Below are 23,174 nucleotides of genomic sequence, written 5' to 3' on the forward strand. Positions count from 1 at the left end.
ACCGGGACGGGCACTCGCACGAAGGGGCTCCGGACTGCGGGAGCCCGCGGGTCAGGCCGGAACGCTCGCCACACCCTGCGCGAGGAACGGCTTGCCGTTCACCCGCTGCGACACACCCTCACGGTCCAGGTACGGCGTGATGCCGCCGAGGTGGAAGGGCCAGCCGGCGCCGGTGATCAGGCAGAGGTCGATGTCCTGGGCCTCGGCCACGACACCCTCGTCCAGCATCAGACCGATCTCCTGCGCCACCGCGTCCAGGACACGGTCCCGGGTCTGCTCGGCGGAGAGCACCGACGTGCCCTGCTTGAGGAGTGCGGCGACCTCCGGGTCCAGCTCGGGCGTGCCCGACTCGTAGACGTAGAAGCCGCGCTTGCCCGCCTTGACGACGGCGGCCAGGTTCTCCGAGACGGTGAAGCGCTCGGGGAAGGCGCGGTGCAGCGTCTCCGAGACGTGCAGACCGATGGCCGGGCCGACCAGTTCGAGCAGCACCAGCGGGGACATCGGGAGACCGAGCGGCTCCACGGCCTTCTCGGCGACCTCGACGGGGGTGCCCTCGTCGATGACGTTCTGGATCTCGCCCATGAAGCGGGTGAGGATGCGGTTGACGACGAACGCCGGGGCGTCCTTCACCAGGACCGCGGTCTTCTTCAGCTTCCGCGCCACGCCGAACGCCGTGGCCAGCGAGGCGTCGTCGGTCTGCTCGCCGCGCACGATCTCCAGGAGCGGCAGGATCGCGACCGGGTTGAAGAAGTGGAAGCCGACGACCCGCTCGGGGTGCTTCAGCTTCGACGCCATCTCGGAGACCGACAGCGAGGAGGTGTTGGTGGCGAGGATCGCGTGCGCCGGGGCGACCGCCTCGACCTCCGCGAACACCTGCTGCTTGACGCCGATCTCCTCGAAGACCGCCTCGATGATGAAGTCGGCGTCCGCGAAGCCCTCGGCCTTGTCGAGTACACCGCTCACCAGAGCCTTGAGGCGGTTGGCCTTGTCCTGGTTGATACGGGACTTCAGCAGCAGCTTGTCGATCTCGGCGTGCACATAGCCCACACCCTTGTCGACGCGCTCCTGGTCGATGTCGGTGAGCACCACCGGCACTTCGAGGCGGCGCAGGAAGAGCAGCGCCAGCTGCGAGGCCATCAGACCGGCGCCGACGACGCCGACCTTGGTGACCGGGCGCGCCAGGTTCTTGTCCGGGGCGCCGGCCGGGCGCTTGGCACGCTTCTGGACCAGGTTGAACGCGTAGATGCCGCTGCGGAGTTCGCCGCCCATGATCAGGTCGGCCAGCGCCTGGTCCTCGGAGTCGAAGCCCCGGTCCAGGTCGCCGTCCTTGGCGGCGGCGATGATGTCCAGCGCGCGGTAGGCGGCCGGGGCCGCGCCGTGCACCTTCGAGTCGGCGATGGCCCGGCCGCGCGCGACCGCAGCGTCCCAGGCGTCGCCGCGGTCGATCTCCGGGCGTACGACCTCGATCTCGCCGCGCAGGACGGCGGAGGTCCAGATCAGCGACTGCTCCAGGAAGTCCGCGCCCTCGAAGATCGCGTCGGCGATCCCCAGCTCGTAGACCTGCTTGCCCTTCAACTGACGGTTCTGGTTCAGCGAGTTCTCGATGATGACCGAGACCGCGCGGTCCGCGCCGATCAGGTTGGGGAGCAGCGCGCAGCCGCCCCAGCCCGGTACCAGGCCGAGGAAGACCTCGGGGAGCGCGAAGGCGGGCAGCGACTTGGTCACCGTGCGGTACGCGCAGTGCAGACCGACCTCGACGCCACCGCCCATCGCGGCGCCGTTGTAGTACGCGAAGGTGGGGACGGCCAGCGTGGACAGCCGTTTGAAGACGTCGTGGCCGCCCTTGCCGATGGCGAGCGCGTCCGAGTGGTTCTTCAGCAGCTCGACGCCCTTGAGGTCGGCGCCGACCGCGAAGATGAACGGCTTGCCGGTGATTCCTACACCGACGACCGTGCCCTCGGCGGCCTCCTTCTCGACCTGGTCGATGGCGGCGTCGAGGTTCGCCAGCGACTGCGGGCCGAAGGTGGTCGGCTTGGTGTGGTCCAGGCCGTTGTCGAGCGTGATCAGCGCGAACCTGCCCGCGCCGCCCGGCAGTTCGAGGTGGCGTACGTGCGCCTGTGTGACGACCTCGCCGGGGAACAGCTCGGCCGCGCCCTTCAGGAGATCGGAGGTGGTGGTGCTCACTTGGTGCCTCCGGCGGTGGTGTCGAAGTGAGGGTTCTCCCAGATGACCGAGGCACCCATGCCGAAGCCGACACACATCGTGGTCAGGCCGTAGCGGACCTGCGGCTGCTCCTCGAACTGCCGCGCCAGCTGCGTCATCAGACGCACACCGGAGGAGGCGAGGGGGTGGCCGAAGGCGATGGCGCCGCCGTACTGGTTGACGCGCGCGTCGTCGTCGGCGATGCCGTAGTGCTCCAGGAACGCGAGCACCTGGACGGCGAAGGCCTCGTTGATCTCGAAGAGGCCGATGTCGTCGATGGAGAGACCCGCCTTGGCGAGGGCCTTCTCGGTCGACGGGATCGGGCCGTAGCCCATGACCTCCGGCTCGACGCCCGCGTACGCGTAGGACACCAGGCGCATCTTGACCGGCAGCCCGAGCTCGCGCGCGGTCTCCTCGGACGCGAGCAGCGAGGCGGTGGCGCCGTCGTTGAGCCCTGCGGCGTTGCCCGCGGTGACCCGGCCGTGCGCCCGGAACGGCGTCTTGAGGCCGGCGAGCGACTCCATGCTGGTGCCGGGGCGCATCGGCTCGTCGGCGGTCGCCAGACCCCAGCCGGTCTCCCCGGCCTCCGGGTTGGTCCTGCGCACCGACACGGGCACCAGGTCCTGCTGGATCTTGCCGTTGGCGTACGCCTTGGCGGCCTTCTCCTGCGAGCGCACGGCGTACTCGTCCGTGCGCTGCTTGGTGATCGTGGGGTAGCGGTCGTGCAGGTTCTCCGCGGTCATGCCCATGAAGAGGGCGGACTCGTCGACCAGCTTCTCGGAGACGAACCGGGGGTTGGGGTCGACGCCCTCACCCATCGGGTGGCGTCCCATGTGCTCGACACCGCCCGCGAGGACGATGTCGTACGCGCCGAAGGCGATCGAGCCGGCGGTCGCCGTCACGGCGGTCATCGCGCCCGCGCACATGCGGTCGACGGAGAAGCCGGGCACCGACTGCGGCAGCCCGGCCAGAATGCCCGCGGTGCGCCCGAGGGTCAGGCCCTGGTCGCCGATCTGCGTGGTCGCCGCGATGGCCACCTCGTCGATCTTCGCGGGGTCCAGATCCGGGTTGCGGCGCAGCAGCTCCCGGATCGCCTTCACGACGAGATCGTCGGCGCGGGTCTCGTGGTAGATGCCCTTCGGGCCCGCCTTGCCGAACGGGGTGCGGACGCCGTCGACGAAGACGACGTCCCGGATGGTACGAGGCACGATGGCTCTCCTCCAGGGTGCGGGATGGCACTGCTGCTGCGGGCGCGCCGGAGCGCGCTGCACAAGGCCATGCTACCCACGGGTAACCATGCTGCCCAGTCCCTGGGCCGGGAGCGTCGTAGGTCACACGCCGGGCGGGCCCGCGAACGGGCCCGCCCGGCGTGCCCGGGTGCCGGTGCGCTCAGCCCGTACAGCTCACCGAAGCGTTCCCCCAGTCGCCGTGGTCGAGCCCGTTGCCGTCCCCGCCGTCCCCGACGACCAAATCCACCACCTGGGCGCCCGACACATCCGCGTCGAGCGCCACGGCCGCCTGCTTCCCCTTGAGTACCGGGGTGGTGGCGACCTGTTTCCCGTCGGCCAGCACCGTGAAGGTCACCGAGCCGCCGCCGTTCGTCTCGTCGTCCACCCCGGCCGACGCGGTGAACCGGGTGCAGGCCCCGCCCAGATAGGCGGTGATGTCGCTGTCGGCGTTCGTCCCGATGCCCTTCGCGTACGCAGTGCCCGCGACGGACATCGGTCTGCCGTCCCCTGCGGCCTCCTCGCCGTTGGAGGTGTCGCGCTCCACCGGACCCCATCCGTTGGTGGCGGTGAAGTCCAGGGCGGCGAGGTCGTGTTTCCCCGCCCCCGGCGCGGGCGGCGGCGACGCCACACTCACCGCGGCTGCCGCCGAGCCACGACCCGAGTACCGGGCCGCCGCCGACAGCACGGCCGACCACGGCTGCGAGCCCTCGGGAGCCGTGACCCGCCAGCTGCGCGTCACCGTCCGCCCGGCCCGCACGTCGCCCAGCGGCTGTCGCAGCGCCGTGTCCGCCTTCCAGCCCTCGGGCAGCCGCAGCTCCAGCGCGGCGTCGCGCGCGGTCTTCGCGCGCGGCGTGAAGGAGGCGGTCACCGAACCCGAGCCACCGCGCCCGACGGTGTCCGGCGCGGTGATCCGTACATCCGCACTCGCCTTCGGGTCGTGGTTGACCGCGGCCGACCACCCCGGCGACGAGATGTCGCCGTACCGCAGCGGCGTCGTGTGGTTCCCGTACTGCTGGAGCGAGACCTTGCCGAGCCCGTCGCCCGCGGTGTCCTCACCGATGACGGCGACGGCGACCGTGTTGTGCCCATCGGTGCGGAGCATCCCCGGCTGCACCGGGAAACTGGTCTGCGGCCCCAGGTCGTTGATGTAGAGGCCCACCATCCAGCCGTTGACGTACACCAGAGCCCGGTAGTTCTTCGCCTTGTCGTCGGAGAAGGTCAGCCCCATCGGGACGTCCTGGTCCTTCGGCAGCCGCAGGTCGAAGCCCGTGCGGTACCAGGAGACGCCCGGTGCGCCCTTGCGGGTGTCCGGCAGTGAGACGTCCGGCCACCCGGCGTCCGGGTAGCCGGGCAGGTGCATGCCCTGGCGTTCGCCGTACAGACCACCGGTGTTGAGCGGGCCGCGCACCGGGTCGACCAGGTTCTCGCCGCCGAGTGCGCCCTGGATCCGCCAGCCGATCTGCCGCGCCGAGCCCACCAGACGTACCGATGTCAGACCGCGCGGCTGCTTGTGGCCGTCGTCCGCCGACCAGTCCTGCTCGTGCGCCATGTCCGCGGCCAGCACGGCGAGCACATTGTCCTCGCCGGGTTTCAGCGTGCCCGGCGGGACGGTGAAGGTATGCGTGGCGGAGTCCGAGCTGCCGAGGTAGTGGCCGTTGAGCCAGGCCAGATACGAACCGCCCTTCCCCGTACTGGCGTTGACCTGTACGGCGCTCTCCGTGCCGGTGGCCGAGAAGTGCCCCCGGTACCAGACGGAGCCCGCGTGGAAGCCGTAGCCGTCGGCCGCAAGCGCCTGCCCGCCGGCGGCCCGCCAGGCGGCGTCGTCGAAGCCGGGCTGCGCCTCCGGGGTCTCGCGCTGGAACTTCCACTTCCCGAGCGTCGGCAGGGTGACCGGCTTCGGCCCGGGGAGCGCGGCGCCTGTGGTGTTCAGTGCGCCCTTGGCGGGGTGCCCGTTCCAGCTCACGGCGGTGGCGGGGGCGCCGGTGATGACGTTCAGCTGGGACGCCTTGCCGGTGTCGCCCGTCAGCTTCAGCACGCCGTTCGCGTACGCACTGGTGCGCAGCAGTTCGGGACCGGCGGCCAGCACCGGGCCCTGCGGGGTGTCGAGCCGCCAGTAGGTGTCGGCGGTCGCGTCGTCGGCGAGCAGGAGCAGCAGCGGCGTCTTCGCACCGGGCGGGGTGATCAGCACCTGCGCGAGCCCGTCGTGCCGGTAGTCGAGACGCAGGTCGCCCGTGGCCGGGTCCCAGCTCTGCTTCACCGTCCCGCCGGTCACCTTGACGTCCGGCTTCGCGGCGTACCGCAGCACGGTCTCGCCGTCCTGGCTGTGCCGTCCGTACAGCAGCGCCACATCACGCTGTCCGAAGGTCCCGTGCGTCATCAGCTCCGACGTCGAGTACCGCAGCTGCTGGTGGTCCATGGCGTAGTCGGAGACCAGCAGCTTGGAGTCGCGCCCGTCGACGGTCAGCGCGGTCCCCGGCTCCTGCGGCACCGAGGGATAGCCGCCGAGCGCCAGATGCGTGGTGTCCTTCGCCTTGTCGTTGACGTCCTTGTGGCGTACGACGGTGATCGTCGTCCCGTCGTCGGGGTTGCGCCGGTCGCGGCGCTGCACCGCGGAGTTCTCCGGCGCGGCAGCCGTCAGCGGCTCGGTCTTCGTCATCGGTGCGAGCGACTGCACGAGGTAGCCCAGCCGTTTGTCGGTCAGGTACTTCTCGCCGAGCTGCCGGTCCTCCTGGATCGGCGCGCCGTAGTCGTACGAGCTGTAGACCGCGCTCGGTGAGGGCAGCCAGCCCCAGGAGGTGCCGCCGTACGCCATGTAGAAGTTCTGCATGGTGGCGCCGGAGGCGATGTTGTTCTCGTACGCGGCCTTTTCGAAGTCACCGTCGGTCAGCTGCCGGCACTTGTCGTAGCCGGGCCCGCCCCAGGGGTCGAACGAACCGCCCTGGAATTCGGCCAGAAATAGCGGTTGCCCAGCCGTCTTCGCACCGGAGAAATCGGGCAGTCCACTCCACTTGTCCGGACTTGAGCAGTTGAAGCCCTGGGGGTACGAATCGTGCCCGTCGATGTCCAGTTCCTTGGCGAAGACGCCGTTGTGGTTGCCGGTCAGCGGGACGGTGATGCCGTCGGCGCGCGCCTTGTCCGCCAGGTGCTGGATGTAGGCGTGGCCGTCGGGGGTGTCCTGGTAGTACTCGTTCTCGACCTGGTAGGCGATCACCGGGCCGGTGCCGTTGGTCAGCTGGTGCCTGGCGATGATGGGGTCGATCTTCGACAGCCACTCGTCGGCCGCCGCCAGATAGTCGGGCGCGGTCGTACGGGCCTTGCCCTTCTGCTGGGTGAGCCAGCCGGGGAAGCCGCCACCGTCCGTCTCCGCGTTGATGTACGGGCCGGGGCGGGCGATGACGTAGATGCCCGCTTCCTGGGCGATGTCGAGGAGCTTGTCGACGTCGCGGATCCCCTTGAAGTCGTAGACGCCGGGCTTGGGGGAGTGGAAGTCCCAGTCGAAGTAGATGGACGCGGCGTTGAAACCGCCCGCCTTCATCTTCTGCAGGACGTCGCGCCAGGCGTCGGGGCTGGGCAGCCGCCAGTAGTGGAACTCGCCGGACCAGATGTTCAGCGGTTTGCCGTCGATGGTCAGGGCGGTGTCGTTGTGTCCGACGGTGTGGGCGGTGGGGTGTGCGACGGCCCTGGCTCCGGCGGGGTGTGCGGCGTCCCGTGCGGGCCGCTCCGCCCCCGCGGCCGGGGTGAGCGCACCGGCGCTGAGCGCCAGCACGGCGAGTGCGGCGGTGAGGGGGCGTCTCAACAGGTTCAATGGCGTGTGCATGTCATTCCTGCGCCTTCAGTCGCATGGGCATGCTGAAAGAATCTGATGCGACGCACAGCCTAAAGCTGTTGGTCCGTGTTGGATACGGTCCGGTCTTGGTGTTTTCCGGGTCTGCGGCGGGGCTGCCGCAGACCCGGGATGTCAGTTCTGGCCCGGCGGGTCCTGGACCGCGGCCGTCAGCAGCGGAGCGACCTGCTCGATCTGCCAGTTCCGGGCGCCGAGCTCGGCGAGCACGGCTGAGACCTTCTCCGCCGTCCGCTCCCGCGGCGGCTCCCAGCACACCCGGCGCACGGTGTCGGGGGTCATCAGATTCTCCTGCGGCATGTTCAGCTCGTCGGCGAGGGCCGACACGGCCGCGCGCGCCGCGGAGAGCCGGGCGGCGGCCGCCGGGTCCTTGTCCGCCCAGGCGCGGGGCGGCGGCGGGCCGGCCACCTGCTGGCCCGGCTGCGGAAGCGCGGTGTCGGGGAGCGCCTTGGCCCGGTCGACGGCCGCCTGCCACTGCTCCAGCTGGCGCTTGCCCATGCGGTGGCCGAAACCGGGCAGCGCGGTGAGCTCCTGGAGATTCACCGGGAGGCCCAGGGCGGCCTCGACGATCGCACCGTCCCCGAGGACCTTCCCGGGGGAGACGTCCCGCCGCTGCGCCACCGCGTCGCGGGTGTTCCACAGCTCCCGTACCACCGCCATCTGACGGCGCCTGCGCACCTTGTGCATCCCGGACGTACGGCGCCAGGGGTCCTTGCGCGGCGGGGCGGGCGGTGCCGATGCGATGGCGTCGAACTCCTCCATCGCCCAGCCCAGCTTCCCCTGCCGGTCCAGCTCCTCCTCCAGGGCGTCCCGGAGATCGACCAGCAGCTCCACGTCGAGCGCGGCGTAGCGCAGCCACGGCTCGGGCAGCGGGCGGGTCGACCAGTCGACCGCCGAGTGGCCCTTCTCCAGCGTGAAGCCCAGCACGCTCTCGACCATCGCGCCGAGGCCGACCCGCGGGAAGCCGGCCAGTCGCCCGGCCAGCTCGGTGTCGAAGATCCGGGTGGGAATCATGCCTATTTCCCGCAGGCACGGGAGGTCCTGGGTCGCGGCGTGCAGCACCCACTCGGCGTCGGAGATGGCCGCGCCGAGCGAGGAGAGGTCGGGGCAGCCCACCGGATCGACGAGGGCGCTGCCCGCGCCCTCGCGGCGCAGCTGCACCAGATACGCGCGCTGTCCGTAGCGGTAGCCGGACGCGCGCTCGGCGTCGACGGCGACAGGCCCCGTCCCCGCGGCGAACGCCGCCACGACGGCGGCCAGTGCTTCATCGGTGGCAACCACCGGCGGAATGCCCTCGCGGGGCTCCAGCAAGGGGATCGGCGCCTGTTCGACGTCGTCCGGGGGAGCGCCCCCAGTGGTTCGCAGTGCTGTCTCTGCTGCGGTCTCTTGAGCGTCGGTCACCCGTCAAGGGTATCGGTGAACGCACAGCACCCGCCGACGTAACGCTGCGTCGGCGGGTGCTGAGGGGGCTGAAACCAGTCAGTGCCGTGTCGTGGCCGGCCCTGTCGGACGGGTCACGTCAGTGGATGATTCCGGTACGGAGTGCCACCGCGACCATCCCGGCCCGGTCACCCGTGCCGAGCTTGCGCGCGATGCGGGCGAGGTGGCTCTTGACGGTCAGGGCCGAGAGCCCCATGGAGACGCCGATGGCCTTGTTGGACTGGCCTTCGGCGACCAGCCGCAGCACTTCGACCTCACGGCCGGAGAGCTCGCGGTAGCCGCCCGGGTGGCTCGGGGTGCCCGGGGGGCGGCGCTGCATCCGGGCGGCGCCGATGGGTGCGGCGCCGGGCCGGGTCGGGTGGCCGATGTTGTTGCGGGTGCCGGTGACGACATAGCCCTTGACGCCGCCCGCGAGGGCGTTGCGCACGGCGCCGATGTCGTCGGCGGCGGAGAGGGCCAGACCGTTGGGCCAGCCTGCGGCCCGGGTCTCGGACAGCAGGGTCAGCCCGGAACCGTCGGGCAGGTGGACGTCGGCCACGCAGATGTCACGTGGTTTGCCGACGCGGGGACGCGCCTCCGCGATGGACGACGCCTCGATGACGTCACGTACTCCAAGGGCCCACAGATGGCGGGTGACGGTGGAGCGGACGCGTGGGTCGGCCACGACGACCATGGCCGTCGGCTTGTTCGGGCGGTAGGCGACCAGGCTTGCGGGCTGCTCAAGGAGAACGGACACCAGGCCTCCTGGGAAGGTGCGGAACGAACGCCGGCCGGGGGAAGAGCCGGGGCGAACCGTGCTTGAAGGGTCACAGACTTCTTCGGCAGCAAACCCGCCCGCCTTTAGAGAATGATCACGATTTAGTGAGTAACAATTCGGGCAAATCGGATGCCTGACCGATCGTTCGAAAGATGCCCGTGTTTGCGAAGATGCTGTTCGTGCCGTCGGCGCGTCAGCCAGTGGGTCCGTCGAATGCGCCGGCCGGCAGCTGCGCCAGCGCACGAGCCCGTCAGCGCATGGAGCGCGTCAGTGCGCGCGGGGCCCGCGCCGCTGCGGCAGCGAGACCACACCGGCGTCCGGCGGCCCGACCGGCGGCAGCCCGGCGATCTGGCAGAGCAGATCGCACCAGGCCGCCAGATGCGCCCCGGTGTCCGGCACTCCGCTCAGACCCTCGCGCGGGGTCCAGGACGCCCGGATCTCGATCTGGGTCGCGGGTTTGCGCTCCGAGAGCCCGCCGAAGTAGTGCGACCCGGCGCGGGTGACCGTGCCGCTGGCCTCCCCGTACGACAGTCCGCGCCCCTGGAGGGCGCCCGTCAGCCACGACCAGCAGACCTCGGGCAGCAGCGGGTCGGCGGCCATCTCGGGCTCCAGCTCCGCGCGCACGAGTGTCACCAGACGGAAGGATCCCTGCCAGGCGTCATGGCCGGCGGGGTCGTGGAGCAGGACGAGCCTGCCGTCCGCCAGGTCGTTGTCGTTCTCGACGACCGCCGCCTCCAGGGCGTAGGCGTACGGGGCGAGCTTGCGCGGCGGCTTCGTCGGGTCGATCTCCATCTCCGGCCGCAGACGGGCTGACTGCAAGGCGTCGACCGCCTCCCTGAACGCGGGCGGGACGGAGTCCGTCTCCGCGCTGGTCATACCGTCAGCGCCATCTGAAAATCGTCCCTGAGCCGCAGCCATGCCGGGAAGACTAGGCGGAACGAGGCAGTTGCGGGGGGAAGGACACCCGGCCCGGGGCATCCGCTTCCCCCGCACATGCGAAACTTCTCGGCGTGAGTGCCAACGACCGCCCCATGGGCGCCCAGAACCCGACAGCCGACTCCGCCTTCCTCAAGGCGTGCAGGCGAGAGCCGGTGCCGCACACCCCTGTCTGGTTCATGCGGCAGGCCGGACGCTCACTCCCCGAGTACCTGAAGGCGCGGGAGGGGATCGCCATGCTCGACTCGTGCATGCGGCCCGACCTGGCCACCGAGATCACCCTCCAGCCGGTCCGCCGCCACAAGGTGGACGCGGCGGTCTACTTCAGCGACATCGTCGTGCCGCTCAAGGCCATCGGGATCGACCTCGACATCAAGCCGGGTGTCGGGCCGGTGATCGCCAGCCCGATCCGCACCCGCGCCGACCTGGCCCGGCTGCGCGATCTGGAGCCCGCCGACGTCTGGTACGTCACCGAGGCGATGGGCATGCTCACCGCCGAGCTGGGACAGACACCGCTCATCGGGTTCGCCGGTGCGCCCTTCACGCTCGCCAGCTACCTCGTGGAGGGCGGTCCGTCCCGCAACCACGAGCACACCAAGGCGATGATGTACGGCGACCCGGAGCTCTGGGCCGACCTGCTCGACCGCCTCGCCGGGATCACCGCCGCCTTCCTCCGGATCCAGATCGAGGCGGGCGCGAGCGCCGTCCAGCTCTTCGACTCCTGGGTGGGCGCCCTCGCCCCGGCCGACTACCGGCACTCGGTGCTGCCGGCTTCGGCGAAGGTCCTGGACGCGGTGGCGCCGTACGGGGTGCCGCGCATCCACTTCGGTGTCGGCACCGGTGAGCTGCTCGGGCTGATGGGCGAGGCCGGTGCGGACGTCGTCGGCGTCGACTGGCGGGTGCCGCTGGACGAGGCGGCCCGGCGGGTCGGCCCCGGCAAGGCGCTCCAGGGGAACCTCGACCCGGCCGTCCTCTTCTCCACCCGGGAGGCGGTCGAGGCCAAGACCGACGAGGTGCTGGCCGCGGCGGCGGGGCTCGAAGGCCATGTCTTCAACCTCGGCCACGGCGTCCCGCCCAACACCGACCCCGACGCGCTGACCCGGCTCGTGGAGTACGTCCACACCCGCACGGCCCGCTGAACCGTCCCGCCCTCGGTGCGCGGGACGGTCCACAGGCCGACCCGCGCACCGGGAGCGCACACCGCACCGCTACCCGCCCGCCCGGCGCACCGCTGTGACCGCCTTCCGCGCGGCGACCAGCACCGGGTCCCAGACCGGTGAGAACGGCGGCGCGTACCCCAGGTCCAGCGAGACCATCTGCTCCACCGTCATGCCCGCGGTGAGGGCGACGGCGGCGATGTCCACCCGCTTCGCCGCGCCCTCCCGCCCCACGATCTGCGTGCCGAGCAGCCGCCCGGTCCGCAGCTCGGCGAGCATCTTCACCGTCATCAGGGCCGCGCCCGGGTAGTAACCGGCGCTGTTGGTCGACTCGATGGTCGCCGTGACGTACCGCAGCCCGGCCGCGTGCGCGTCCTTCTCGCGCAGCCCGGTCCTGGCGATCTCCAGATCGCAGACCTTGCTCACCGCGGTGCCGACGACACCGGGGAACGTGCCGTATCCACCGCCCGCGTTGGCGCCGATGATCTGGCCGTGCTTGTTCGCGTGTGTGCCGAGCGGGATGTGCCGGTCCCGGCCGGAGACCAGGTCGAGGACTTCGACGCAGTCGCCGCCCGCCCAGATGTTCCGGTGGCCGCGCACCCGCATCGACAGATCGGTCAGCAGCCCGCCGTACTCGCCCAGCGGCAGCCCCGCGGCGGCCGCGAGGCCGGTCTGCGGCTCCACGCCGATCCCCAGGACCACTACGTCAGCCGGGTATTCGGCGGCGTCCGTCGCGACGGCGCTGGCCCGTCCCCGCTCGTCCGTGCGGACCGCGGTGACCTCCGCGCCGGTCACCGTGGTGATGCCCATGCCGTCCATCGCGTCGTGGACCAGCTTCCCCATGTCCGGGTCGAGCGTGGACATCGGCTGGGCGCCGCGGGTCAGGACCGTCACCTCGTACCCGCGGTGCAGCAGCGCCTCCGCCATCTCGACGCCGATGTAACCGGCCCCGACGATCACCGCGCGGCGGCCGGACGCCGTCCGCAGCGAGTCGATCAGGGCCTGGCCGTCGTCCAGCGTCTGCACGCCGTGCACGCCCGGCGCGTCGATGCCGGGCAGCTCGGGGCGTACCGGACGCGCGCCCGTGGCGATGACGAGCTTGTCGTACGCAGTCCAGCCGGCCGCCCCCGATTCCAGGTCGCGGGCGTGCACCCGCTGCCCGGCGACGTCGATCTCCGTCACCTCGGTCCGCATCCGGAGGTCGATCGACCGTGCCCGGTGCTCTTCGGGGGTGCGGGCGACGAGGTCGTCGCGCTCGCCGACCTCGCCGCCCACCCAGTAGGGGATGCCGCACGCCGAGAACGAGGTGAAGTGGCCGCGTTCGAAGGCGGTGATCTCCAGCTCGTCCGGACCCCTGAGCCTGCGGGCCTGGGACGCTGCGGACATGCCCGCCGCGTCCCCGCCGATGACCACCAGTCGCTCCGCTGCCATTGCGCGTACCTCCGTGGCTGTTACCGCTGTTGCCGCTGTTGCCGCTTTCCGTGCGGGCGCTTTCCGCTCCGTCGCCCTCTGGGAAGGTACGTGTGCGGACCCCGGAACATTCCCCCGCGGCGCGGGAGGCCGTACCCGGGTCGCGCGAACGCCCCCCGTGATCCACCGGACCACGGTGACGTTCGGGCCCCGGAAAGGATTTGAGAGAGTGGGGGCATGAATGCGGACACGCGTACGGCTCATGTCGTCGTCATCGGAGGTGGGATCTCGGGTCTCGCGGCAGCGCTCCGGCTGACCGGCGGCGGGGCACGGGTGACGGTGCTGGAGGGCACCGGCCGGGTCGGCGGCAAGCTCCACACGGGCGAGATCGAAGGCGTACGGGTCGACCTCGGCGCCGAGTCGATGCTCGCCCGGCGCCCCGAGGCGGTCGCGCTCGCGCGTGAGGCCGGTCTGGGCGACGCGCTCCAGCCGCCCGCCACCAGCGGCGCCGCCCTCTGGAACAGGGGCGCGCTGACCCCGATGCCCACCGGCCACGTCATGGGCGTACCGGCCGACGCGGGCCGGCTCGGCGGTGTGCTCTCGGACGAGGGGCTGCGCCGGATCGGCCAGGACGCCGAACTGCCGCCCGCCGAGATCGGCGAGGACATCGCACTCGGCGAGTACGTGGCCGGCCGGATGGGCCGCGAGGTCGTCGACCGGCTCGTCGAGCCGCTGCTCGGCGGGGTCTACGCGGGCGACGTCTACCGCACCTCGATGCGCGCCGCGGTCCCCGCGCTCTACGAGGCCGCCCGCACCCACCCCACGCTCGGCGCCGCCGTGCGCTCGCTCCAGCAGCGCGTCACCCCCGCGTCGGGCCCGGTCTTCATGGGACTGGACGGGGGCATCGGCACCCTGCCGCCCGCCGTGGCCGACGCGGTCCGCGCCCGGGGCGGCGAAGTCCTGCTGCACCGGCCCGCGCTGGAGCTGCGGCGCACCGCGGACGGCTGGCTGATCCGCACCGGCGGGCAGGACGGTGGCCGCCCCATCGAGGCCGACGCCGTGGTGCTCGCCGTACCGGCCTGGGCGGCCTCCGCGCTGCTGGCCGACGAGGCGCCCGCCGCCTCCGCCGAGCTGGCCGCCGTCGAGTACGCCTCGATGTCGCTCGTCACCCTGGCCTTCCGCCGTACGGAGCTGAACCTCCCCGACGGCACGGGATTTCTCGTACCGCCCGTGGACGGCCACTCCATCAAGGCGTCCACCTTCTCCAGCCGCAAGTGGGCCTGGTCCGACGCAGACCCGGAGCTCGTCGTGCTGCGGACCTCGCTCGGCCGCTACGGCGACGAGGAGCATCTGCACCGCGAGGACGCCGACTTGGTGGATCTCTCGCTGCGCGACCTGGGCGAGGCCGTCGGGCTCACCGCGAAGCCGGTCGCCACCGAGGTGACCCGGTGGATCGGCGGACTGCCCCAGTACCCCGTCGGCCACCTCGCCCGGGTGGCCCGGGTACGGGACACGGTGGCCGCGCTGCCCGGCCTGCGGATCTGCGGCGCGGCCTACGACGGAGTGGGCATTCCGGCCTGTGTCGCCAGTGCCGAGCGGGCTGCGAAGGAGATCACAGCAACCCTGGCGTCGGGCACCACCGGCGGCGCGGGAGAATAGCGGCATGACTGATGCTCCGGAGACCGTGACGTCCCCCAAGGCCCCGAACGCGGGCAAGAAGGCCAAGGACCTCAACGAGGTCGTGCGCTACACGCTGTGGTCCGTCTTCAAGCTGCGCGACGTGCTCCCCGGCGACACCGACCGCACCGCGGTGGCCGGTGAGGTCCAGGAGCTGTTCGACCAGCTCGCCGCCAAGGACATCACCGTCCGCGGCACGTACGACGTCTCCGGGCTGCGGGCCGACGCCGACGTGATGATCTGGTGGCACGCGGAGACCTCGGACGAGCTCCAGACCGCGTACAACCTCTTCCGCCGCACCCGTCTCGGCCGCGCCCTCGACCCGGTCTGGTCGAACATGGCGCTGCACCGCCCCGCCGAGTTCAACAAGTCGCACATTCCGGCGTTCCTCGCCGACGAGACCCCCCGGGACTACGTCTCGGTGTATCCCTTCGTGCGCTCCTACGACTGGTACCTGCTGGCCGACGAGGACCGCCGCAGGATGCTCGCCGAGCACGGCAAGATGGCCCGTGGCTTCCCGGACGTGCGCGCCAACACGGTTGCGTCGTTCTCGCTCGGGGACTACGAGTGGCTGCTGGCCTTCGAGGCCGACGAGCTGTACCGCATCGTCGACCTGATGCGTCATCTGCGCGGCTCCGAGACGCGGATGCACGTACGCGAAGAGGTTCCCTTCTTCACCGGCCGGCGCAAGTCGGTGGCCGACCTGGTGGCCGGGCTCGCCTGAGGCGGACCCGGTCGTCCATGACCCGGAAGATCAGAGAGCGGGCCGCGGCCTCGGCAGCGTCCGCTTCTCCAGCGACACCGGGTCCGGCAGCGGGTGCGGCGCGCAGGTAGCGCGCCGCACCGGCGTCCGCCCCGTCAGCAGGTAGTCGTCCAGATACGCGTTGACGCACTTGTTGGGGCCGCCGGCGATGCCATGCGTACCCGCGCCCCGTTCAGTGATCAGTACCGACCCCCGCAGCCGCCGCTGGAGCTCCAGCGCACCCGGGTAGGGGGTGGCCGCGTCCCGCTCGGCGGCCAGGATCAGCGTCGGCGGCAGCGCACCGCCGGAGCTGCGGACATCGAGCGGCTGCTGCCGCGGTGCCGGCCAGTAGGCGCACGGCAGGTTCATCCAGACGTTGTCCCAGGTCTCGAAAGGTGCCCGGCGCGCCAGCGCGGTGTTGTCCGTGTCCCAGACGTGCCAGTCGGCAGGCCACTGCGCGTCGTTGCACTCGACGGCCGTGTAGACCGCCGTGCTGTTCTCGTCCGCCTTCGCCGCCGCCGGGTCCGGAGCGGCCAGCTTGATCAGCGGCTTCGGGTCCCCTTGCAGATAGCGTGCGAGCGCACTGGCGGTGGCCGGCCAGACGTCGTCGTAGTAACCGGCCTGGAGGAAGGTGCTCTGCAGCTGCGCCGGGCCGACACCGCCCGCCGGCCGCTCCGCGAGCCGGGACCGCGCCGTCTCGTAGCCCGCCAGCACATCCGACGCGTCGCGCCCCAGGTGGTACGTCTTGTCGTGGAGCGCCACCCAGGTGCGGAAGTCGGTCCAGCGCCGCTCGAAGGCGAGTGACTGGTCGAGGTTGTCGCGGTACCAGATCTTGGCGGGGTCCGGGTCGACCGCCGAGTCGAAGACCATCCGGCGCACGTGCGAGGGGAAGAGCGTCGCGTAGACCGCACCGAAGTACGTGCCGTACGAGGCGCCCATGAAGGTCAGCTTCCGCTCGCCCAGCGCGGCCCGCAGCACATCCAGGTCCCGGGCGTTGTTCAGCGAGTTGTACTGCCCCAGGGCCGCACCCGCCCGGCGGGCGCAGCCCTGGGCGTAGGCCTTCGCCTGGGCGATCTTCTTCTGCTTGAACGCCTCCGACGGGTAGATCGGCGCCGTTTTCGAGGGCTTCGCGTAAGCGGCGGGGTCCTCGCACGAGAGCGGCGCCGAGCGGCCGACGCCGCGCGGCGCGTACCCCACCAGGTCGTACGCGGCGGCCAGCGGCTTCCACGCGGGGACCGCGGCCGCCATCGGGAAGTACATGCTGGAGGCGCCGGGGCCGCCCGGGTTGTAGATCAGTGCGCCCTGGCGGTCGGCGGGCTTGCCGGTGGCGTGCGCCCTGCTGACGGTCAGGGAGATCTGCGCGCCGTCCGGCCGGGCGTAGTCGAGCGGGACCCGGACGCTGCCGCACCGCACGGACGCGGGCAGCGACTCGCTCGTCGGGCAGATGCCGAAGGCGATACCCGCGGCGGCGGCCCGGGCGGCCGCGGTCAGGGTGCCCGCCGCCTCGGCCGCCCGGGTGCCCGGGGCCGTGGCTGTCCCGCCGCCCGGGCCGCCGACGTCCGCGTACGTGCCGGCCGGGGCATCCGCGCTGCCCGGCGGCGCGGCGGCCAGGGCGGCCAGTCCGGACAGCAGCAGAACACCGGCCGTTCCGTACAGCGCGACTGCCTTCATCGGGACCCCTTCGTCCAGCTGCTTCCTGCAGCTACTGAATAAAAGGGATAATTCGTCCGGCGGCTGACGTTGTAAAGGACCGTTCGGCGGTGTCGGTGTCAATGACCCCGCCGACCCGTGGCGGACGGGCCGGGAGTCACCGGTACGCGCGGCCGAACCGGGTCCGGGCCGCACGGGCGAACCTGGCCGCCCTGGTCGGCCGGCGCGGGGCCGACCGCTCCTGCCACCACAGGGCGAGCCGGCGCCGGGCCGCGGCGTCGGCGGGGAGCCCGGCGCGGAGCAGCTGTTCCGCGAAGTCGAGCGCGTCGCGCCGGTAACCACCGGTCATCGGGCGGGACTTGGCGTACGCCAGGAAAGCGGTCCGGTACCCGGCGCCGAGCAGGGCGGGCAGCTCGGGGGCCACCTGCGCCACGACATCGGCGCGCTTGGCGGCCAGCGCACGGCTCTGCACCCCCAGCCGCCGGGTGTCGAACCCCTCGGGCGAGGGGGTGCCCGCGACCAGGGCGGAGAGCAGCGCGGTCTCGGCGAGGCCGAGCCGCTGCCGGGGGCCGGTGGTGGATGCGGGGGCGGTCCCCCGAGCGGTGGCGGACTCTCCGGCGGTGACAGTTTCCTTGACAGCCGCAGCCTCCCGGGCGGTGGCGGACTCTCCGACGGTCACAGCCCCCCTGGCAGTCACAGCCTCCCGGGCTGCCAGGGTTTCCCGTATCGCGGACAGCTCACCGGCCAGCTCGGCCGCGGGAGGGAAGTCGTCGTCCCGCTCCAGCAGCACCCCCGGCGGGTCCACCCGGTCCCGCAGCTGTGCCAGCACGTCGAGGACCGGCGCGGTCACCGGGTGGGCATGGGTGTCGTGCCAGACGCCGTCCTTCTCCACACCGCCCGCGACATGGACGTACGCGATGGCCTCCACCGGGAGTTCGTCCAGGGCGGCCGCGGGGTCCTCGCCGCGGTTCACGTGGTTGGTGTGGAGGTTGGCCACGTCGATCAGCAGCCGTACGCCCGTGCGCTCCACCAGTTCCGCCAGGAACTGCCCCTCCGTCAGCTCCTCGTCGGGCCAGGAGATCAGCGCGGCGATGTTCTCCAGGGCGAGCGGGACCGGCAGGGCGTCCTGGGCGGCCCTGACGTTCTCGCACAGCACATGCAGCGCGTCCCAGGTGCGCGGGACCGGCAGCAGATGGCCGGCCTCCAGACCGGGGGACGCGGTGAGCGGGCCGCCGGCCCTGACGAAGGCGATGTGCTCCGTGACCAGCGGCGACTCCAGCAGGAGGGCCCGCTCGGCCAGCGCGGCGAGCCGGTCGGCAGCCGGGCGCTCGGCGCCGCCGACGCCCAGTGAGACACCGTGCGGAACCACCGTCACCCCGCGCTCGCGCAGCCGCAGCAGAGAGTCCGGGAGATGGCTGGGGCAGAGGTTCTCCGCGACCACCTCGACCCAGTCGATGCCCGGCAGCTCCTCCACCGCCGTGGCGATCTCCGGCCGCCATCCGATACCGGTGCCCAGCTTCTCGATGGTTCCCATGGTTCCCCCTCCGCCGCCGCAATCGCGGCGCGTGCGGGGGTGATGACCCCGCGGGGCCGCGGTGAATCCACCCGATGGGACGTTCAGAGCTTGATTTGAGGTTCCCGGCGGGCGGGGTGAAGGCCGGACGGGGGCTGCTGCGGCCCGTGCGCCGGCCCGGCGATGCGCTGCGGCATACGGAGCGACCGGCCTGCGCCCCGCGGGCGCTGCCACCTGGCCCGGGGCCCGGGCACCGCGTGCCGCGTTGGGTACGATGACGGGCCACCGAAGGGGTCGAGGATGGCTACCATCAGGGACGTCGCGCAGCGGGCAGGTGTCGCCCCGAGCACCGTCTCGTATGTGCTCAACGGCTCCAGGAGCATCTCCACGGAGACGCGCATACGTGTCCAGGAAGCGGTGGACACCCTCGGCTACCACCCCCGGGCCAGCGCGCGGACGCTGCGCAGCAGCCGTACGCAGGTGATCGCGCTGGCCCTGCCGCGGGCGGCCGGTGTGCAGCACTCCGTGGACGGCAGATTCGCCATCGACGTCAGCGACGCCGTCAACAGCCTTGGCTACGACCTGCTGCTCACCACCTCCCAGGACAAGGCGGGAGGGCTGCGGCGTGTGGCGCTCAGTGGTCTCGCGGACGCCGCGATCCTGATGGCCGTCGACATGGAGGACGCGCGGATCGACGTCGTACGGGAGCTGGCCTTCCCGTCAGCCCTGATCGGGCGGCCCGCTGACGAGGACGCCCTGCCGTGGACCGACCTCGACTGGGAGGAGGCCGCCGTCCTCGCCGTACGTGAACTGGCTGCCGCGGGACACAGTGACATGGTGTATCTCGCGCCCAGCGAGGCTGAGGTCAGGGCCCGGCGCAGCTACGCGTTGCGCGGTATCGCCGGGGCGCGGCGAGGGGCCCGCGCGACAGGCGCTTCTGTCAAGCTGGTTCACTCCGTGGACGATGCGGCGAAGCTCGCCCGCAGGCTGCGGACCTTGCTCCCGGCTCCCAGGGGTAACGCGAGCCGAAGGCCGCCGACCGCTCTTGTCGTGCAGCATCCATCAGCGCACCACCACATCATGGCGTCCGTGGCCGCGGCCGGTCTGCGGGTACCGGAAGACCTCAGTGTGGTGGTCATCGGTTCGCTCCCGGGCGATCCGTCGAGCCGCAGGCTGCCCCGTGTCGAACTGCCCGTCGAGACGTTGGCAACCGAGGTCTCCCGGCTTGCCGTGTCCGCCGCCACCGCCTTGCGCGAGCGTGCCGCGGGCGACTCCGAGCCCAGCGGGCAGCTGCTCGCCGCCTCCATCGGGCATCTGCTCATCGCGCCTGTCCTGCTGCCGGGGGCGGCGCCGTTCACCGCGCCACTGCGCTGAACTCCTGTCCCACCGGGACCACTTCATTGCGTTGCCGCACCTCTTGTCGGCGTCTCTGCGAGGGTTTAGCATCACTGCGATCTGTCGAATCGATTCGACAGATCGACCGCGTAGACCGGGTCGACCGGATCGACATGTCGGCACATCGAACCTCCGTCCTCTCACAGAGCCGCAGACCGAACGGAGAGCAGCCACCATGCACCTCCTCCGCCGACGCCCGCCGGCGTCGGTCGCGATCGCCACCGCTACGGCCCTCCTGACCGTGGCCGGCCTCGCCGGCTGCGGGAACGTCCCCGACCCGGGCACGATCACCGTGCTGAACTCGGCCACGGACACCCTCGAACACGATCAGGAGCAGAAGTTCTTCGATGTGTGCGCGAAGCCGCTCGGAGTCAAGGTCAGACAGACCAGCGTCCCGGCCGACCAGGTGGTCTCGAAGGCGTTGCGGATGGCCTCGTCCCGCTCGCTGACCGACATCCTGGAGCTGGACGGCTCCGATGTGCCGCAGTTCGCGGACACGGGCGGCCTCGTGCCGCTGAAGAACACCGGTGTCGACGTGTCCGGGATGTCGGGCAGCGCCATCACCATGGGCAGCTTCGGCGGCACCCTTTACGGCATCGCGCGCTCGGTCAACTCGCTCGCCCTGATCTACAACGTGGACCTGCTCAAGAAGGCCGGGGTCGAACCCCCCACCACCTGGGACGAGCTCAAGGTGACGGCAAGGAAGCTCACGCACGGCAAGACGTACGGGATGGCCTTCAGCGCGACGCCGGACGCCGACGGGGTCTATCAGTTCCTGCCGTTCTTCTGGTCGGGCGGTGGCGACGAGGCCCATCTAGACAACGGCAAGGGCGCGCCTGCGCTGCAGCTGTGGACGGACCTGGTGCACCAGAAGTCGGCGTCGAGCGCCGCGGTCACCTGGAACCAGCAGGACGTCAACGACCAGTTCATCGCGGGCCGCACCGCGATGATGATCAACGGTCCATGGCAGGTCCCGGTGCTCAGTGAGCACAAGGATCTGCACTGGGCGGTCGCCGCGATACCGGTGCCACGGGCCGGCGGCACGCCGGTGCCGCCGATCGGCGGCACCGTGATGACGGTTCCGCAGACCAAGGACAAGCAGCGGCAGGGGACCGCCGCGAAGATCATCAACTGCCTCAACGAGCGGAAGAACCAGGTCGCCTGGGGCGAGGCCGTCAACAACGTACCCACCCGCACTTCCGCGGCTGCCGCGTACAAGGCCCGGAACCCGAAGCTCGGAGCCTTCGCCGACGAGGTCGCGACGGCGCGCTCGCGCACCGACCGGGTCGGTGCGCACTGGCCGGCCGTGTCCGACGCCCTGGCCGGCGCCTTCCAGTCCGTTCTGACCGGCCGCTCCACACCTGAAGCGGCTCTGAAGCAGGCCCAGTCACGGGCCACGGCCGGCGAGTGAGAGACGACTGCCATGACGATCACCGCCGCCGTCCAGGCGCCACCGGCAGGAAGCACCGCGGCCGGAACACCCGGGGCCCACAGGCGCCGTGACACGCTGCTGCGCTGGGGCTTCGCCGCTCCGGCCGTCCTGTACATGCTGGCCTTCTTCGGATACCCGCTCGTCCGCAACGTCGTGATGAGCTTGCAGCACTACACACCGCGTTCCTTCTTCACCGGTGAGTCGCCCTTCAATGGGTTCGACAACTGGCGCGCCGTGTTCGACAACCCGCTGTTCACCGGCTCCCTCTGGCACACCCTGGTCTTCACGCTCGGCTCGCTGCTCGGCCAGTTCGTCCTCGGCCTCGCACTCGCCGTGTTCTTCTCCCGCCGTTTCCGGCTGTCCGGATTCGTCCGTGCGGTGCTGCTGTTGCCCTGGCTGGTGCCGATGGTGGTGTCGGCGGTCGTCTGGCGCAAACTCCTCGACCAGGACACCGGTGTCATCAACAGCCTGCTGACGAATCTGCACATCGTCTCGTCGCCGGTGCCCTGGCTCAGCAGCCCCGGTGTCGCCCTGCTGTCGGCGACCCTGGTCAACATCTGGATCGGCATCCCGTTCAACATGGTGATCCTCTACGGCGGGCTCCAGGAGATACCGCGCGATCTGTACGAGGCGGCGGCCCTAGACGGCGCCGGAGCCTGGCGTACGTTCCGCAGCGTCACCCTGCCGCTGCTGCGTCCGGTGGTGACCGTCGTCCTCGTGCTGGGCTTCATGTCGACGGTGAAGATCCTCGACCTGATCCTCGCACTCACCGGTGGCGGCCCCGCCGACTCCACCCAGACCCTCGGCACGGTCACCTACCAACTCTCCTTCCAGGAACTGGACTTCGGGCAGGGCGCGGTGGTCGGCGACATCCTCATTCTTGTCAGCGCGGTGTTCGCCGTGCTCTATCTGCGGTTCAACCGCGCCAACCTCGGTCAGGGGAAGTGATCGCCATGTCCACCCGCCGACTGCGCCGGGGCGGAAACACCGTCATCGCACTGATCATTCTGGTCATCCTGCTCTTCCCGCTCTACTGGATGCTCAACATCGCCCTCCAGCCGGGCGAGAGCCTGGCATCGACCGACTGGATACCGACGGCGCCCGGCTGGGAGAACTTCCACCGCGCGCTCAGCAGCCAGGGCGGGCCGCTCGGCACCAGCCTGGTGGTCGCGCTCGGCGCCGTGGTGGTGTGTCTGGCGCTCGCCGCACCCGCCGCGTACGGCCTCGCCCAGCTCGGGCCGCGGGGCAGCCGCACCGTTGTCTTCGGCACCCTGATCACGCAGATGGTGCCAGGCATCGTGATCGCCAACGCGCTCTACAGCGCCTACGTCGACCTGGACCTGGTCAATTCGACGTTCGGTCTCGTCCTCGCCGACGCCTCGCTCGGGCTGCCGTTCTCCATCGTGCTGCTGCGGGCCTTCATGGTGTCCATACCGCGGGAGGTCGTAGAGGCGGCGCTGGTCGACGGGGCGAACCGGTTCACCGCGTTCTGGCGCATCGTCCTGCCGATGAGCCGCAACGCCCTGATCACCTCCGGCCTCTTCGCATTCCTCTTCGCCTGGTCGGACTTCATGTTCGCGCTGACCCTCAACACCACCGACGACGTCAAGCCGGTCACGCTCTCCATGTACGAGTACATCGGCGCACACGTCAGCGACTGGGGCGCGGTCATGGCGACGGCGGTCGTATCCGCCGTACCGGCCGCGGTCCTGCTCGTGGTGGCCCAGAAGTACGTCGCGGCCGGGATCACCGGCGGCTCCGTCAAATAGCTCCGCATGCACTGCGGAACCGGC

The 23,174-nt window shown here is 71.2% G+C and carries 16 protein-coding genes; 7 read left to right on the top strand and 9 right to left on the bottom strand.

Annotated elements, in window-relative coordinates; all coding sequences use genetic code 11:
- Nucleotides 1-51: 51 nt before the first annotated feature.
- The 6 genes from OHB13_RS29645 to OHB13_RS29670 form a co-directional block, all read right to left on the bottom strand.
- Nucleotides 52-2,184 carry a 3-hydroxyacyl-CoA dehydrogenase NAD-binding domain-containing protein gene (locus OHB13_RS29645; RefSeq protein ID WP_328379101.1) on the bottom strand — a complete coding sequence of 711 codons (2,133 nt, stop codon included), beginning with the start codon at nt 2,182-2,184 and terminating at the stop codon, nt 52-54.
- Complete coding sequence (locus OHB13_RS29650; protein WP_266851897.1) at nt 2,181-3,410, bottom strand: thiolase family protein; 1,230 nt, start codon at nt 3,408-3,410, stop codon at nt 2,181-2,183. The genes OHB13_RS29645 and OHB13_RS29650 overlap by 4 nt, the downstream gene beginning before the upstream one ends.
- A gap of 181 nt (nt 3,411-3,591) precedes the next feature.
- On the bottom strand, nt 3,592-7,248 hold the full coding sequence (locus tag OHB13_RS29655) for a beta-galactosidase (RefSeq protein WP_328379102.1): 3,657 nt from the start codon (nt 7,246-7,248) through the stop codon (nt 3,592-3,594).
- Nucleotides 7,249-7,389: 141 nt separating this feature from the next.
- Nucleotides 7,390-8,673: a ribonuclease D gene (locus OHB13_RS29660; protein WP_328379103.1), complete on the bottom strand. Its 1,284-nt coding sequence runs from the start codon at nt 8,671-8,673 to the stop codon at nt 7,390-7,392.
- Between the two features lie 118 nt (nt 8,674-8,791).
- Nucleotides 8,792-9,448 (bottom strand): response regulator transcription factor, encoded by a 657-nt coding sequence (locus OHB13_RS29665; protein WP_164259399.1) that lies wholly within the window; start codon nt 9,446-9,448, stop codon nt 8,792-8,794.
- Between the two features lie 288 nt (nt 9,449-9,736).
- Nucleotides 9,737-10,387 carry a DUF3000 domain-containing protein gene (locus OHB13_RS29670; RefSeq protein WP_266851891.1) on the bottom strand — a complete coding sequence of 217 codons (651 nt, stop codon included), beginning with the start codon at nt 10,385-10,387 and terminating at the stop codon, nt 9,737-9,739.
- Between the two features lie 92 nt (nt 10,388-10,479).
- On the opposite strand from OHB13_RS29670, the gene hemE reads away from it, so the two are divergent.
- Nucleotides 10,480-11,544 (top strand): uroporphyrinogen decarboxylase, encoded by a 1,065-nt coding sequence (hemE, locus tag OHB13_RS29675; protein WP_266851889.1) that lies wholly within the window; start codon nt 10,480-10,482, stop codon nt 11,542-11,544.
- A 69-nt stretch (nt 11,545-11,613) separates the two neighbouring features.
- Here hemE and OHB13_RS29680 read toward each other — a convergent pair whose 3' ends face one another.
- Nucleotides 11,614-12,993 (bottom strand): FAD-dependent oxidoreductase, encoded by a 1,380-nt coding sequence (locus OHB13_RS29680; RefSeq protein WP_266851887.1) that lies wholly within the window; start codon nt 12,991-12,993, stop codon nt 11,614-11,616.
- Between the two features lie 216 nt (nt 12,994-13,209).
- Between OHB13_RS29680 and hemG the strand changes: the two genes are divergently transcribed.
- Nucleotides 13,210-14,631 (top strand): protoporphyrinogen oxidase, encoded by a 1,422-nt coding sequence (gene hemG, locus OHB13_RS29685; protein ID WP_266851885.1) that lies wholly within the window; start codon nt 13,210-13,212, stop codon nt 14,629-14,631.
- Between the two features lie 4 nt (nt 14,632-14,635).
- Nucleotides 14,636-15,373 carry a hydrogen peroxide-dependent heme synthase gene (gene hemQ / locus OHB13_RS29690; RefSeq protein WP_266851883.1) on the top strand — a complete coding sequence of 246 codons (738 nt, stop codon included), beginning with the start codon at nt 14,636-14,638 and terminating at the stop codon, nt 15,371-15,373.
- Between the two features lie 30 nt (nt 15,374-15,403).
- On the opposite strand, the gene OHB13_RS29695 is transcribed toward hemQ, so the two are convergent.
- Together OHB13_RS29695 and OHB13_RS29700 are read right to left on the bottom strand one after the other, a co-directional pair.
- Nucleotides 15,404-17,062: an alpha/beta hydrolase gene (locus OHB13_RS29695; RefSeq protein ID WP_328379104.1), complete on the bottom strand. Its 1,659-nt coding sequence runs from the start codon at nt 17,060-17,062 to the stop codon at nt 15,404-15,406.
- Nucleotides 17,063-17,198: 136 nt separating this feature from the next.
- Nucleotides 17,199-18,575, bottom strand: a complete 1,377-nt coding sequence (locus OHB13_RS29700) for a DUF692 domain-containing protein (RefSeq protein ID WP_328379105.1) — start codon at nt 18,573-18,575, stop codon at nt 17,199-17,201.
- Between the two features lie 279 nt (nt 18,576-18,854).
- On the opposite strand from OHB13_RS29700, the gene OHB13_RS29705 reads away from it, so the two are divergent.
- From OHB13_RS29705 to OHB13_RS29720, 4 genes are all read left to right on the top strand, one after another.
- The gene (locus OHB13_RS29705) at nt 18,855-19,928 is read left to right on the top strand and encodes a LacI family DNA-binding transcriptional regulator (RefSeq protein WP_328379106.1); all 1,074 of its coding nucleotides are present in this window, start codon (nt 18,855-18,857) and stop codon (nt 19,926-19,928) included.
- A 196-nt stretch (nt 19,929-20,124) separates the two neighbouring features.
- Entirely contained in the window at nt 20,125-21,360 is a 1,236-nt protein-coding gene (locus OHB13_RS29710; RefSeq protein WP_328379107.1) for a sugar ABC transporter substrate-binding protein, read from the top strand.
- 12 nt (nt 21,361-21,372) lie between these two features.
- A complete protein-coding gene (locus OHB13_RS29715; protein ID WP_328379108.1) occupies nt 21,373-22,329 on the top strand; it encodes a carbohydrate ABC transporter permease in 957 nt (318 codons plus the stop codon).
- A 5-nt stretch (nt 22,330-22,334) separates the two neighbouring features.
- On the top strand, nt 22,335-23,150 hold the full coding sequence (locus tag OHB13_RS29720) for a carbohydrate ABC transporter permease (RefSeq protein ID WP_328379109.1): 816 nt from the start codon (nt 22,335-22,337) through the stop codon (nt 23,148-23,150).
- Nucleotides 23,151-23,174: the final 24 nt, after the last annotated feature.

The organism is Streptomyces sp. NBC_00440 (assembly GCF_036014215.1).
In the GTDB taxonomy this organism is placed as follows: domain Bacteria; phylum Actinomycetota; class Actinomycetes; order Streptomycetales; family Streptomycetaceae; genus Streptomyces.

Coding starts and splice junctions, on each gene's coding strand:
- OHB13_RS29710 (WP_328379107.1), top strand. CDS start 20,125: ATGCACCTCCTCCGCCGACGCCCGCCGGCGTCGGTCGCGATCGCCACC.
- hemQ (WP_266851883.1), top strand. CDS start 14,636: ATGACTGATGCTCCGGAGACCGTGACGTCCCCCAAGGCCCCGAACGCG.
- OHB13_RS29680 (WP_266851887.1), bottom strand. CDS start 12,993: ATGGCAGCGGAGCGACTGGTGGTCATCGGCGGGGACGCGGCGGGCATG.
- OHB13_RS29700 (WP_328379105.1), bottom strand. CDS start 18,575: ATGGGAACCATCGAGAAGCTGGGCACCGGTATCGGATGGCGGCCGGAG.
- OHB13_RS29715 (WP_328379108.1), top strand. CDS start 21,373: ATGACGATCACCGCCGCCGTCCAGGCGCCACCGGCAGGAAGCACCGCG.
- OHB13_RS29705 (WP_328379106.1), top strand. CDS start 18,855: ATGGCTACCATCAGGGACGTCGCGCAGCGGGCAGGTGTCGCCCCGAGC.
- OHB13_RS29720 (WP_328379109.1), top strand. CDS start 22,335: ATGTCCACCCGCCGACTGCGCCGGGGCGGAAACACCGTCATCGCACTG.
- OHB13_RS29695 (WP_328379104.1), bottom strand. CDS start 17,062: ATGAAGGCAGTCGCGCTGTACGGAACGGCCGGTGTTCTGCTGCTGTCC.
- hemG (WP_266851885.1), top strand. CDS start 13,210: ATGAATGCGGACACGCGTACGGCTCATGTCGTCGTCATCGGAGGTGGG.
- OHB13_RS29670 (WP_266851891.1), bottom strand. CDS start 10,387: ATGGCTGCGGCTCAGGGACGATTTTCAGATGGCGCTGACGGTATGACC.
- OHB13_RS29655 (WP_328379102.1), bottom strand. CDS start 7,248: ATGCACACGCCATTGAACCTGTTGAGACGCCCCCTCACCGCCGCACTC.